Origin of the sequence: Comamonas sp. JNW, assembly GCF_003105075.1 — a bacterium.
Taxonomy (GTDB): domain Bacteria; phylum Pseudomonadota; class Gammaproteobacteria; order Burkholderiales; family Burkholderiaceae_C; genus Comamonas; species Comamonas squillarum.
Window position 1 is genome coordinate 248,805 of sequence record NZ_QETI01000002.1, and the last position, 13,272, is coordinate 262,076.

A 13,272-nucleotide genomic window follows, 5' to 3' on the forward strand; every position below is an offset into this window, starting at 1 on the left:
GGCCAGGGCGATCTGGATGATCAGGATGAAGCGGCTGGCTTTTGCACGGCCTGCTCCGCTGGCGTGGGCGCTGCGCTCTGCACCTGGCTGAGCATGTAGTTGGCCAGCGTCTCATACAGCGGCCTGGCGATCATGCGTGAGACCAGGCTGGCCAGCATCGCGGCGGCCATCAGACTCAGCACCATCGAGTGCCCATCGACCATCTCCATCACGATGATGAAGGCCGTGAGCGGGGCTTGTGTGACGGCGGCCAGGAAAGCGGCCATGCCCATCGCAATCAACGCGGGGGCGATGTCGCTGCCCAGCATCAGCGAGACGTTGTGGCCCACACCTGCGCCAATCGACAGCGAGGGCGCGAAGATCCCGCCAGGCACGCCCACCCAGGCAGACAGCCAGGTGGCGATGAATTTGAGCGTCACATACAGCGCAGGCAACTCGGCCTCTCCCGCCAGCATGTGCTTGACTTCTTCCGAACCGGCGCCAAAGGTGGCGCCGCTGGTGGACAGGCCGATGACGGCAATCAGCAAGCCGCCAGCAGCTGCAAAGCGGATGGGATACTGCGCGCGCAGGCGGTTGAGGCGCTCTGGCGCGCCGGTCAGGGACGCAGCCATGAGCTTGGCAAACAGGCCCCCCAATACGCCGCAGCTCAAGGCCACACAGATGCCGGGCAGCAGTGCGTGCCAGTTGAGGCTGGGCACCTGGATGCGCCCAAAATAGTTCAGGTTGCCAAATGCGGAAACGCCCATCAGACCGGCCAGCACGATGGCGGCAATGATCAGGCCGCTGGCGCGAGATTCCAGCTTGCGGGACAGCTCCTCAATGGCGAAAACGATCCCTGCCAGCGGCGCATTGAAGGCGGCTGCAATGCCCGCTGCACCGCCTGCCACCAGCAGCGCATGGCTGGTAATGCCTGAGCGCGGACCAAACCAGCGCTTGGCATGGTGCATGACGCCGGCGGCCACCTGCACGGACGGCCCCTCGCGGCCAATCGACAGCCCCGCCAGAAACCCGAGTCCGGCCAGTGCAATCTTGCAGGCAGACAACCACAGCGAGACAAAGCGGCTGCGCTGCGGGTCGTTGAGCGCCGTCTCTTGCGCGGCCATGACCTGTGGAATGCCCGAGCCCGCAGCGCCAGGCGCCCAGCGGCGTGTGGCCCACACAATGGCTGCTGTCAGGCACGGAGTCCAGACCAGCACCGCCCAGCCACCTTGCCAGTGGTAGATGTGCATGAACCAGTCAAAGGCCTTCTCGGCCACCATCGTGAAACCGACCACGCACAGGCCCGCTGCCGCAGCGTAGGCCAGCACAATGCAACGCTCCACCCAGCGCCATCCATCCCCGAATTCTTGCCTCAGGTTCTGTACGAAATCGGGTTCTTGCTGCATTGCGCCCTCATGGAGTGAGGGTGCCAGTCTAGTCAATTCGACTGTGGCCAGTCAGGCCGCCTTCCAACCCGTGACCATAACGCTCAGGTTTTTGGGGCGAAAACGGATGTGTATGTAAAGGAAGCCTGACATGCGTCATTCAGTCCCTGACTCCCATCGCGCTTCGGATGCGCTGGTCGGCACAACGCGCCGCGATCCAGGCATGAAGTGGGGCGCAATGTACGCCACCGCGGTTGCAGGCGCGCTGAGCGTGCAGCGAACAAACCTTTGGGGAGGCGGCAGCGGCAGCCCGCGCGCTGAACTGCAGCAAAGGTGCCTGTCGCTCTGTGGCTGTTTAACAGCAACTATTAAAAGTATTTCCACATAGCTTGTTTTTTGTTACATTGCGGGTGCTCATTACAGAGAAACATTTATGTACATAAAACGCCTTCTGTTTCCTTTGGTCATTGCGGCAGTAGCCGCCACCAGCAGCTTCGCCCAAACAGGCATTTTTACCAATGGCACGCTGAGCTCTGACCTGTCATTCAAAGACGAACTGGCCAGCACCTCGATGACGCTGGCGTATGACGGTAGCCATTACTGGTCTTCTTCAGGCGGCAGCGCAAGTGGCGAACGGCTGGCGCAGTACAGCAGTGCCGGTGCACTGGTCGCCAAGTTTGCCTCCGGACTGGACTTTCGGTCGGTGTTCACGCAAGGCGCAAACCTGTACGCGAGGCAATTCAACGACGCGACTATTTACCAGCAGGCGGCTGCCGGCACATTTGCACCACTTGTCACTCTGACGGATCTGACGGAGCAGCAGGTGGGGGTGGTGCTGAACGGCGCCGGCAACGAATACATTGCACTGGTAGAAGGAAACGTCTATCGTTGGAGCCTCGCGGGTAGTCCGTTGGGCAGCGTTGCCTTGGTTGGCTTTGGCACCCAACCGGGCGAGAACGACTATCCCCAGAATCGAGGCATCAGTGCATCGGGGAGTTACTGGTTTACCTATTCCCAGGGCGTTGTATCGGCTTGGGATGCTGCGGGGCAGCGGGTTGGCCAGACTTCCCTGGCTGGTGCGGGCACCTCTTTTGATTCCCATTTCAGCTTTAGTTTTGCCAATGGTCGCTTCTGGGTCGTAGACCAAGCCGGTGCGGCCTGGCGTGGCTATCCCCTGGTGGTGTTGGCGATTTCACCGGCGAGTTTGCCCGCCGGCAAGATCGGCGTGGCCTATAGCAGCACGATGACTGCAGGTGGGGGGACTGCTCCTTATACCTGGTCGGCCAGCGGATTGCCGGCAGGGTTGAGCATCGGCGCCGAGACGGGAGTTATCAATGGTGTGCCGTCGGAGGCGACCACTGCGGAGGTCACCATTTCGGTGGTTGACAGTGAGAACCGGGACAAGAGCACAAATATCACGCTCGTCATTGATCCACTGGATCTGACCGTCAACCCCAGCTTGCCCAATGGTCAAGTCGGCAAGACGTACACCGCCAGTATTGGGGTTTCAGGGGGCGTGGCGCCCTACCACCTGGTGCTCGATGGTGAACTGCCAGAGGGCTTGAGCCTGGATCTGACAACGGGAGCGATCACAGGCACACCCACAAAGACCCAGATCAGTACCTTTAGTGTCACGGTGTCGGATAGCACGGCCATCAGCTTGGCTAGCGCGACCAAGGCTGCCGTCAACAGCGTGACGCAGAGCTATACGATCACCATTTCCGCGCAGGCTGCCCCTGCTCCGGTGCCAACACTGGGCGCATGGGGCTTGGTGTGCCTGTCGTTGCTCTTAGGGGTGGTGGGCAGGGGCCGAAGCAGCAAGCGCACCGCGTAGGTTAACGGCAAGCTGGGAGCTTCCAAGGTCCGCAAGACCGAGTGGCGGCTCTTTTCGCATTCTGCATTGCGCGGGCCTACAACATGGCTCGCTGCAGGCGCCCATGCAGCAAGATATGGCCCGTACCGGGGCACAAACCGCGTCCACCGAGCGGAAAGCTATGAACTTCAGGTCGTGTCTGCGTTAGCGCCTTTTCGCGATCTCGGCGCCCATGTACTCGTTCAAGTCCCGCAAATCCTTCACCCGCCAGGCAAAGGCTGGCAGCTTGACGCCGTTCTCGCGCAAGGTTTTCGGAATCAGATCGCCGTTGGGCCGGAGCACCACCGGTGAGACGATGACACCTGGGTAATCGTGCAGGCGCTTTTTGAAAGCTGCCGTGGTGAGATCGGGTGTGGGCGGGTTGCTTTTGCGCGCCAGCGGCCCGCTGCCTTGGAGGTCAGCGCCATGGCACATGGCGCAGCGCTGCACAAAGATATTTTTGCCATTGCTGTTGTCTGCCTGTGAGCAGGTGGCGTGTGCCAGGAGCAGAAGGCCGAGCGAGGCGAGGACGGTTTTATTCATGGGGTGTTATCGAATTTGTAGCCCGCGATATTGTGTCGCAGGCCGCAGGCGTTCTGCTGTCACTGGGCGGTGCCCGGCGGATTTTCGTTGCCAGATGACGCGGCCCGCATAAAGCCACTGGGCACCCTCCCCAAGCGCTTGCGAAACATGGTCGAGAAGGCGCTGGGGCTGTCATAGCCCAGATCAAGCGCGACCTGGGTGACCGACTGACCGCCCGCCAGGCGGGGCAGGGCCGCGAGCAAGCAGGCTTGCTGCCGCCAGGCGCCAAAACTCATGCCGGTCTGCTGCCGAAAATGCCGGTTAAAGCTGCGCAGGCTTTTGTGCAACTGAGCAGCCCATGCCTCAGGCGCGGCCTGGATCTGTGGCGCCTTCAAGAAGGCCTTGCACCGCGCAGCCAGCAGCGGGTCCTGCGGGATCGGCGCGAACAAGGGCATGGTGGGCGCCTGGCGCACTTCGTGCATCAGCAGCTGGGCCAAGGCGCCATCACGCCCTTGTTCGTCATACAGCGCCTCCATCGTGATCGAGGCCAGCAGCAGCTGGTGCAGCAGTGCGCTGACCACCAGCGCTTCGCAATGCCGGCCCTGGCGGGGCGCAGCAGCGGGCTCGATATACAGGCTGCGTGTGCTCACGCCCTGCATGCGCACCCGGTGGGGCTTGCCAGCGGGGATCCAGACACCGCTAAAGGGCGGGATCACCCAGGCGCCATCGTCCGTTTCCACTTCCATCAGGCCGCTCATGCCGTACAGCACCTGCGCGCGCCGGTGGCTGTGCGTGTCCAGCAGGGTGCCGGGTGCATAGTCGGTGCTGATGGCCAGGAGCGGCCGGGCCACGGCATCTACCGATGCAAGAGGGATGTTGTGCATCGGCCGATTTTGGCCTAAATGCAAGGATGCTTGGCTTTTTATCGAAAGCCAGCCGCAGCTTGGCGCTCTATCGTGGCGTTTTGCAACCGTTGATGGTCCCTGTCCATGTATTTGCTGCTGCTGTGTTTTGGGGTTCTGGCTGGTGTGACCACCGTGCTGTTTGGTTTTGGCGGCGGCTTTGTCGTCGTTCCGGTGCTGTATGCGGTGCTGGTGGGGGTGTATGGCGCAGACAGTGCGCAGGGGCTTGCCGCCATGCACATCGCGGTGGCCACATCCACCTGTGTGATGGTCTTTGGCGCCGGGCTGGCCAGCTGGCGGCACCACCAGGCCGGCACGGTGCCCTGGGGCCAGGTGCGGCCGCTGCTGGGCTATGTGGCGCTCGGGGCCATCCCTGGGGCGATGGCTGCGCTGGTGCTGAGCGGCGGCTGGATCCGCTGGGCGTTCGTCGGCTATCTCGCGTTGACGATTCTCGACAGCCTGCTGCGGCCCGGTTTTACCCAAGAGCGCGGCAGCCGGATGCGCCCTCTGGCCAAGCCAGCGGCCGCTGCGCTGGGGCTTTTTATCGGCGCAATCGCCGCCTGCCTGGGAGTCGGCGGCAGTGTCATGACCGTCCCGCTGATGCGCCGGCGCGGCGCCAGCATGACGGCCGCTACCGCTGCAGCCAATCCGCTGTCATTGCCGATGGCCATCGTGGGCACCGCCACCTACGCGCTGCTGGCGTCCAACACGGCCCCGTTGGGCCCATGGCATCTGGGCTACATCGATGTGCGCGCCTGCCTGGTGCTGGTGGCGGGCTCCTGGTTGGGTATCCGGGTCGCGTCGCGCTGGATCGGCAAGATCCCCGACCGTATCCATGCCAAGGTCTATATCGCCTTGCTGTGTGCGGTGCTCTTGGCCATGGTGGTGCATTGACGGCCGCTGGATGATGGGCGCCGGGGGAGGGGTTGCTCAGCCATGGGGCTGCGCAAACCAGCGTAAAAAGCCAGCGGGAAAGCTCTTCATACCTTGGGATCCTTTGCCTCACCCGCGCCTGCGTTTAGACCACAGCAGACTGTGTTGCAAAGGGTTCCTAGACCTTGCGGCGCCTCGAGAATCCCAAGAAGCCAGCCAGACCCATGATGGGCGAGAGCGCGAGCAGGCCCCAGGCTGTCATCGTGGGCACGGGGGTGGGCTCCACGGGCGTTGTCGGTGGATCCGGCTCCACGACAAAAGTCATGCGGACCATACCGGCCTGCCCCGGTTGCCCACCGTCGCCGCCAGCGCCGGCCCCGACGTTGACTCCTCCGGCAGCGCCGCCGCTTGCCCCCGATCCATTGGCGCCTGCGATGCTTTCTCCTTCGCATGCTGCCACGGCCAATGGGCCTGTCAGGATCAGGCCGTCTGCTCCCGGCATGCCGGGCACTCCAGGTACGCCATTGGTACCTATGTTTCCGTACCCATAGCCGGGAGAGCCCGAGCCACCGTTTCCACCATGGCCTTCGTAGCCCGCCTGTCCGCCAGCGCCGCCTATCCCAGCTATGGCACCGTCGCCGCCGTTACCGCCATCCCCGCCATTGCCGCCGTCCGTCCCATTTCCTCCGGGTATGCCGGGCCCTTCCCAGCTGCCATCCCAATCAGGTGCGCTACTTCCGTCCACTCCATTGGCGCCATTGCCACCTGCGCCACCCGAGCCTCCGATGGAGCCAGCGCCTCCGCCTCCGCCCAGTCCGCCAGGGCGCCCCAGGAAATTGGCACCTCCAGCACCACCGGTGCCGCCACGGATTGCGGTCGCACCTTCCCCCGGTAAGCCGCGTGCGCCATCGTAATAGTTGAGGTCCACGGTGCTGCCGCCGCCACCGCCGCCGCCATTGGCAGTCACACCGACCACACCGGGCCCCGTCACTGCAGAGAACCCGCCTCCTGTGCTGTGCGTTCCGGTGGCTGTCCAATCTGCGCTGTTGACCAAGCCAGGCGTGCCGCCGGCAGCGATGATGACCAGCAGCTCGTTGCCTGCAGTCACTGCAAGACGGGCTTTGCAATAAGCCCCGCCGCCGCCGCCGCTGCCGCCCCCTGCGATGCCGTTCCAGCCCTGGTCATTCGAGCCCCCGCCACCGCCGCCACCCCAGGCCTCAAAGCTGATGTGGGTTACCCCTGCAGGCACCGTGCAGGTGCCCGCCGCATTGACGCCATTGACGCAATCTGCGGCTATGGCGTGGCCTGCAACCCCGAAGCAGGCCACGGTTGCTAACTTTGCGAGTATTGGATTTTTCATTTTTTTCCAGTGAAAGCATGGGAGAGGGCTGGCCCATTGAGCGAGGGTGATGCAGAGAATCCCTCAGGGGTGTTGCTGCGTGATCGAAGGCCTTGAAGCTTTCCGCTGCACGAGCTCCAAAAAAAAGAGCCTCGCTGGGGCCAATAAGGCACTTACGAAGCTCTTTTGTCGCAGCTGGGCTCAGCGTGTACGTCCGTATGCGGAGGTCAGACCTTGCGGCGACGAGACATGCCCATCAAGCCCGCCAAACCCATCAATGGAGACAGCACGAGCAGGCCCAGCGCGGTCATCGTGGGTACCGGGGTAGGTGCCGCAACGGGGGGAACGGTGGCAGGGGTATCGGTGTCCGTTGCCGTGTCGTTGGAGGGGTCCGGGTCGGGATTGGTATTGACTGCGCTGGCGCTGGAGCCATCGGCTTCGACTGTGGCGGTGTTCACCAGATTGCCCGTGAAACTGGCTGGGATGGCCATCGTCAGCGTATAGGTCGCGGTCGCATTCACCGCCAGATTGATGGTGTCATCAATGCCGCCTGCGCCACTGGCGGTGCAGCTTCCACCGGCCGAAGCGCTGCAGGACCAGTTGGCGGTGCTGATGCCGCTGGGCAATACATCCGTCACCTTGGCGCCGACGGCGGTGAACGGACCGTTGTTGCGCACGGTAATGGTGTAGACGACATTGGTGCCCGGCACATAGGTGGTTTGGCCGTTGGTTTTGGTGATGCTCAAATCCGCAGGAAACCGGATGGGCGCATTCGGGCAGTTGGCGCCATCGTTGGTGCCCGATCCGGGCGAGCCGGCAATGAGCGTTTTGACGCCGGTGAGCAGGTTGATCTGGTAAAAACCGCTGCCATTGTTGGCCGAGCCAAACATGCCGTTGGTGGCACCGAATTGCGCGCCAAGCACACCACCGGTGCCGTCTGGCGTACCCATGGCCGAGACGGCTCCAGTACCCACATCGATGGCATAGAGCTGGCCTGCGTCAGACACTGAATATAAGCCCCCGGAAGCGCCACCGACCCAGGCGATGTCCGAGGCCGTGAATGCCGTATCCAAGGTGATGGTGGTAGCCGTCAGTGCGCTCGTATCAATGGCATAAATCACCGAGGTGTTGCCAAAGGGTTTGACATAGTAGGTGCCATCGCTGCCCACCGTGCCCGAGTTGTAAGCGGGACTCGCTGGCAGCCCCGTCACAGCGCCCACAACGGTGACAGCGCCAGTGCTCTGGTTGACGCTCAGCAGATTATTGCCATTGGCATCGGTGCGCATGGCATAGATTTGGCCATCGGTGGGGGAATAGCCCAAGGCATTGTAGGAAACCGCAGAAGCCCCCCCAATGCCGGTAAACACCATCGGATTGGTATCCGTAGACACGCTGTTTAACGAGGTCGGTGCGTTTTGCGACAGAAAAAGCCGGCTATCGCAGGCGACTTGTGCCATCGATACGGCTGGTAATAGCAAAGCGGCCGAGATAAGCAGCTGCTTGAATGTCTTTTTAAGGTCGGGAGAATTCGTCAGTGGCGACGAAAATGCTGGAAAGGCTGAGCCAGGCGGCATTTTTTTAGAATCGGTCATATTCACCCTTTACTGAATTGAAGCGAATGCAGTAATAAAACAAAAATGCAAGTTCTCTTGGCTTTGAATGATGGAAGGATCACGATAGCGGAATCCTATGCCCTTCTATTCACTCGGTCACGCTGTTTACAATGCCACACACCTAAATCATGGTCAAGGCGCAGGTGGACATGGGTAGCATTTTTTTTGTGAGCTGTTTCAAATCGGATGGTGTGCAAATTCAAAACCTTTGCTTTTTATCCATTTTCTTTGTTTTTATTTAATTCCCTTTGATTTTTTGATTTTTGTAGATAACTTGGGATTGGCCATTGTCAATACCCCTTTTCAACCAAGCGGGTGCGAATGATGGGGCGGTACGGTTTAACAGTGCAGCGGGAATGGGGTTATCCAGCTATTTTTTGAGGCAGATGGATGGTCCGCTGCGTGATGCGTGCCGAATACCGGTTCACGGCAGGGATGTGATATAGGCTGTGAGCCTTGGGAACTTCTGCACAACTCCCCGCCATGGTCTGAACGTGCTCTCGGACGATCCAATCCCATGTCTTTCTCGGCAATACCTCCGGTTCGCCTTTAAGGGGCGCGTTGAGCGTTTTAACCCGATCGGTGTCCGTCGCGCTTGGTGAGGCTTGTGCAGAGGCAGCCCAAAGAGGGCGGTGTCTTGTCTGGCTAAAGCGCTTGGTCAATGTCTTGGCAAATGCCGCTCGTCATACCGGTTTGTGGGGGCGGCCTGTCAGCAATGGCCGAGTCGGCTGTTGGTATTGCATTGTCGAAAGGTCTTGGAATAAAAAAATCGCCTCCAGCTGGAGGCGATCAGTAGTAACTCGCTCAGTCTTCAGGCCCTGAGACTTCTAGCCCTCACTGGCTGCGTTGGCGGCGGCGCAGTGCCAAGGCACCGATACCGACACTCAATCCGCCCAGCAGTGCCAAGCCAGCCAGGTCCAATGCGGGGACTGGGGTGGCAGAGCCAGGGGTGGCGATAACGCTGTTGGCGGTTGCACTGTTGTTGGCCGGAGTGGGGTCATCCATGCCCGCTGGAGCCGCGATGCTTGCCGTACTGGCCAGCGAACCGGTGGCATTTGCAGCGACCTTGGCGGTGACGGTGTAGGTCACGCTGGCGCCGACGGGCAGGTTGACCGTGTCGCTGATATTGCCGCTGCCCGATGCACTGCAGGTGCCGCCGCCTGCGCCCACACAGGTCCAGGCGGCATCTGTCAATGCGGCAGGCAGGGTGTTGGTGACCGTGGCGCCCGTGGCTTCCACCGGGCCGGCATTGCTGGCGGTGACAGTGTAGGTCACCGTTGCACCAGGTGCTACGCTGGTCGCGGCACTGGCGTTGGTGATGGACAGGTCGGCACTTGGAGGCTCACCCGTGCAGGCTGCGGTGACATAGAAGTCAGCAATGGCACCCAACGCACAAGTGCCGCCGGCGCAATCGTTGGTTTTTTGACCGCCATCCAGGCGGAAGCCCACGGTGTTATTGCCGCGTGCAAAACCAAGCGCTGCGGACGTTGTATAGGTCGAGAATGCACCGTAGCCATTGGGCAGATACACGGGTCCCGCAGCAGATTCCGCACCAGCTGCAGGCTTCACATAGACGGAGCTTCCATAGTCATCAAAGGCAAACCGCCCGGTGAGCTTGATGCTGGCCAAATCGACATTGCTGCCAATATTGACAGGCTGGTTCATCACGAACGTGGAGCCGTCCTGGATGCCCCGAGACTGGCCGGTAGCCACTGGGTAAGGCACACCAGGAATGTCGCTGCTCGCAGGGTTTGTCGTTCCCGGGCTGATCCAGCGGGCGTCGGTAGCCGTTGCCAGCGATGCTGGATCGAAATAGCTGCGATACCGGTAGCTGTCAAACAAAGGCTGCTCGACGTTCTCCAGGGCGGTTCCTGCCGCATTCATGCGCTGCGTCCATTTCCAGTCTCTGGCGTTGGTGGTGAATGGGCCAACACGGACTTCATCACCAGCTTGGCTGCCGGCGGGGCAAGCCAGAATGGTGGCGGGCTGGGCGGGAGGCTCATCCTGGCAATCGGCCGTGATTTCAAAATCTGCAATGAGGCCAGTTGGATTTCCAGAACTGGCGGTGGTCGATGCAGTGTTATACACCACAAAACCGATGGTGTTGTCTCCATAATAGAAACCCAGACCGTTGTCATTACCGTCCAGATTAATAGTTCCTGGAGAACCATAACTCATTCCCAGATTCTGCATCTGCAACCAGGTCGTGCTGCCAGAAGGCGGGCTAGCGGGGCGAACAACAAATTCCGAGCTGTCATCTACTCCGCCACTACCGATGATCTTGATACTGGAAAGCTTGATATTGCTGGGAATGGTGATAGGCTCGTTGTAGTAGAAAGTAATTCTGTTTTCAACCCAGGCACCATTTGCCACCACACCGCGCGCATTCACTTCCGGATAGGGGCCGACACCCGTTGTCGCACCTGCGCCCGTTGGGTATTGGGCATCGCCAAAAGAAATCCAATCCCCTTGGAGCGGAGTGCCGGCAAGATCGCCTGCTCCGCTGGTATGCACCGCAGTCGTTTTATCAAACCAGCCGCGCCATTTGTAGTCGTCCACAATGGCTGCTGCACCTGTGGCGGTGCCGCTTGGAGGAGGTACGTATTGGGCATCCGTTGACCAGGTCGCCTTAGCGGTGTGAATGCGTAAGGGCGCACCACAAGCCAATGTCGCAGCCTGTACGCCAGCAGCAGCCGTCAGCCCTGCAAGCGACACTGCAAAAAGAGCAGCCTGTCTGTGAATTAGTCTCATCTTGAAAACTCCATCCCAATTGAAAAATATCCCATATGCACCTGCAAGATAAACTAAATCAATTGAATATTATCTAGCATAACTTACATCTATCGTGTATATGCGAGCCGCAAAACAGGGAGAAATCTAGCAGATGGTTTCAAACTGCATCTTTGCTTAATTTAAATATTTTTTGGATTTATTGAGATTTCTTTAAATCCTCCATTATTTCGTTTGATAGCTTTGTGTTTCTGATTGTAATTTTTAAAAATTAACATATCCCGATGGCGAACCCACTACATTGCATGTAGATTTTCTTGATTCATTTTTCGTTGTTGAAGAATGAATATCAAAAGTTCGTTGAGGGGTTCAATATGTTGCATCGAAGAATAAGCGTCACCGTCCTGGGTTTGCTTGGCGCCTTGTTCATGGGCAGCGCCACTGCCGCGCCGGTGGAATGGGACTACACCGTCTCGGCCCGGTTTGTGACGACTACGGGTGCCACCACATTCAATGGCGCGGGCCCAGGTTCCGCCAATGGCTGCGAACTGGTCTTACCCACTGATATCACCTGGGGAGCATGTCCCAGCGGGCCTGCTGGGACCGGGCGCAGTGGTATCGGTGTCTCAGCCAGTGAGCAGACGGGTACCTTGGTGGCCAATGGCGCCGCGCAATATGCCAATGTCTACACCCATACCAACAATATCGTGGCTTCAAGCTATGCCACCTTGGCCAGTGCCACGATCAGTACCACGCTCGGTCTGAGAGCCAAAGGCAGCAGTGATCCCTACACCTATGAGAACTTCATCTACACCATCAAGTTCTCTGAAACTCCTAACGGCAGCGACCCGACCCTCTGTGTGGTGCCAGGCGGCGTGCCCTGCAGCGACATCTGGGTGCTCGACGGTTCGGTCAACCGCACCGTGGTGATGAACGGCCAGGAGTTTACTTTCAGCTTTTTCCCTGAGCCTGCAGCCATTCCGCTGGATCCGGAGATTTGCGAGGCGGCAGGCGCGGAGGTCGGCTGCATCGGCTTTACCACGCAGGAGAACATGGTCAACGCGATCCCCTTCATGATGAACCTGACCCAGGTGGCCAATGTCTCGGGCCGGGTATATGCAGAGGGTAGCGACCCCGCCAACACGCAAGACGATGGCAACGGCCTGGATGCCGGTATGGCCGTGGCCGTGTCTTTGCTGTGCACCGGGCCGGATTACAGCGCAGGCCCGGTGGATGCGGCAGCCGATGGCAGCTTCAGTTTTGAGAATGTACCGACCGGTGCAGACTGCGCCATCACGACGACGCCGCCCGCTGGTTACCAGATGGCCTATACCCAACAGGGCACGACCGGAGAGAGTGGCGCGCCAGGCGCGCTCAACACCAGCGTGGCGGGTAGCACGGGTGTGCAAAGCATTGCGATCAGCGTGCCGCCCGATGGATCGAGTGGCAATCTGTTTGCGCTGCGCGCTGTGACCGATATGCTCAGCACCACGGTATGCACCCCGGGCACGGCAGCGGCCGGTGCCGCTGTCAGCTGCACAACCACCTGTACCAATGCCGGCAGCGCCGCTGCACTGCAGGCTTTTTGCGCCATCCCCAACGCCGCCAGCTTGCCCGGCAGCCCCACGCCTGTCTGCAGTGCGCCCGCTGATCTGCCGCCCAATGGCACGCTCAGCTGCACCCTGAGCTTTACAATGGCCGGCAACGCCAGCATCACGGTCGTGGGCGGGGCTGGTGCGGACAATGACAGCAATGGCGGGGGCGATGCAGCGGCGGGCAACAATGCATCGAGCGCGGCGGTTGCCCCGCAGGTCACGACGCCGACCAACCCTACGAATCCCAGCAACCCCACCCCCGTGCCTGGTCTCGGAGGGTTTGCGCTGGCGGTGCTGGCGGCCTTGATGGGGCTTGTGGTGTGGCGCCGACCACGGCTTGTGGCAGGCGGCCGCATGCGATGAGCGCGGCAGGGCAGTGCGCGAGGCTGCCTCCGTGCTATGCGCTCGCGGTTCGGGCCCTGATGATGGGTCTAGAGCCATGGCAATGGGTCTGTCTACGACAGTCGCCGGTTGGCCAGGAG

General features: G+C 60.6%; 9 protein-coding genes. 3 read left to right on the top strand and 6 right to left on the bottom strand.

What is annotated here, in order from left to right; translation table 11 throughout:
- Window positions 1-20: 20 nt before the first annotated feature.
- A complete protein-coding gene (locus tag DCO45_RS04165; RefSeq protein ID WP_116924655.1) occupies window positions 21-1,385 on the bottom strand; it encodes a chloride channel protein in 1,365 nt (454 codons plus the stop codon).
- Between the two features lie 412 nt (window positions 1,386-1,797).
- On the opposite strand from DCO45_RS04165, the gene DCO45_RS04170 reads away from it, so the two are divergent.
- Entirely contained in the window at window positions 1,798-3,198 is a 1,401-nt protein-coding gene (locus tag DCO45_RS04170; protein ID WP_116924656.1) for an IPTL-CTERM sorting domain-containing protein, read from the top strand.
- A 183-nt stretch (window positions 3,199-3,381) separates the two neighbouring features.
- Here the strand turns inward: DCO45_RS04170 and DCO45_RS04175 are convergent, their stop codons facing one another.
- Both DCO45_RS04175 and DCO45_RS04180 read right to left on the bottom strand, forming a co-directional pair.
- Window positions 3,382-3,759: a cytochrome c gene (locus tag DCO45_RS04175; protein WP_116924657.1), complete on the bottom strand. Its 378-nt coding sequence runs from the start codon at window positions 3,757-3,759 to the stop codon at window positions 3,382-3,384.
- Window positions 3,760-3,818: 59 nt separating this feature from the next.
- Window positions 3,819-4,622, bottom strand: coding sequence for a helix-turn-helix transcriptional regulator (locus DCO45_RS04180; protein WP_116924658.1), 804 nt, complete (start codon window positions 4,620-4,622; stop codon window positions 3,819-3,821).
- A gap of 105 nt (window positions 4,623-4,727) precedes the next feature.
- Here DCO45_RS04180 and DCO45_RS04185 point away from each other — a divergent pair, with 105 nt between their 5' ends.
- Window positions 4,728-5,534, top strand: a complete 807-nt coding sequence (locus tag DCO45_RS04185) for a sulfite exporter TauE/SafE family protein (protein WP_116924659.1) — start codon at window positions 4,728-4,730, stop codon at window positions 5,532-5,534.
- 157 nt (window positions 5,535-5,691) lie between these two features.
- On the opposite strand, the gene DCO45_RS23335 is transcribed toward DCO45_RS04185, so the two are convergent.
- The 3 genes from DCO45_RS23335 to DCO45_RS04205 all read right to left on the bottom strand — a co-directional run bounded on the left by DCO45_RS23335 (window position 5,692) and on the right by DCO45_RS04205 (window position 11,216).
- Window positions 5,692-6,840, bottom strand: coding sequence for a hypothetical protein (locus DCO45_RS23335; protein WP_133248064.1), 1,149 nt, complete (start codon window positions 6,838-6,840; stop codon window positions 5,692-5,694).
- 239 nt (window positions 6,841-7,079) lie between these two features.
- Window positions 7,080-8,243 carry a DUF11 domain-containing protein gene (locus tag DCO45_RS04200; RefSeq protein ID WP_165841117.1) on the bottom strand — a complete coding sequence of 388 codons (1,164 nt, stop codon included), beginning with the start codon at window positions 8,241-8,243 and terminating at the stop codon, window positions 7,080-7,082.
- Between the two features lie 1,056 nt (window positions 8,244-9,299).
- Window positions 9,300-11,216 (bottom strand): DUF11 domain-containing protein, encoded by a 1,917-nt coding sequence (locus DCO45_RS04205; protein ID WP_116924663.1) that lies wholly within the window; start codon window positions 11,214-11,216, stop codon window positions 9,300-9,302.
- Window positions 11,217-11,569: 353 nt separating this feature from the next.
- Between DCO45_RS04205 and DCO45_RS04210 the strand changes: the two genes are divergently transcribed.
- Entirely contained in the window at window positions 11,570-13,153 is a 1,584-nt protein-coding gene (locus tag DCO45_RS04210; RefSeq protein ID WP_279324798.1) for a THxN family PEP-CTERM protein, read from the top strand.
- The last annotated feature ends 119 nt before the right edge of the window (window positions 13,154-13,272 follow it).

Excerpts from the sequence above, each read along its gene's own strand:
- DCO45_RS04165 (WP_116924655.1), bottom strand. The coding sequence starts at position 1,385 with ATGCAGCAAGAACCCGATTTCGTACAGAACCTGAGGCAAGAATTCGGG.
- DCO45_RS04170 (WP_116924656.1), top strand. The coding sequence starts at position 1,798 with ATGTACATAAAACGCCTTCTGTTTCCTTTGGTCATTGCGGCAGTAGCC.
- DCO45_RS04175 (WP_116924657.1), bottom strand. The coding sequence starts at position 3,759 with ATGAATAAAACCGTCCTCGCCTCGCTCGGCCTTCTGCTCCTGGCACAC.
- DCO45_RS04180 (WP_116924658.1), bottom strand. The coding sequence starts at position 4,622 with ATGCACAACATCCCTCTTGCATCGGTAGATGCCGTGGCCCGGCCGCTC.
- DCO45_RS04185 (WP_116924659.1), top strand. The coding sequence starts at position 4,728 with ATGTATTTGCTGCTGCTGTGTTTTGGGGTTCTGGCTGGTGTGACCACC.
- DCO45_RS04205 (WP_116924663.1), bottom strand. The coding sequence starts at position 11,216 with ATGAGACTAATTCACAGACAGGCTGCTCTTTTTGCAGTGTCGCTTGCA.
- DCO45_RS04210 (WP_279324798.1), top strand. The coding sequence starts at position 11,570 with ATGTTGCATCGAAGAATAAGCGTCACCGTCCTGGGTTTGCTTGGCGCC.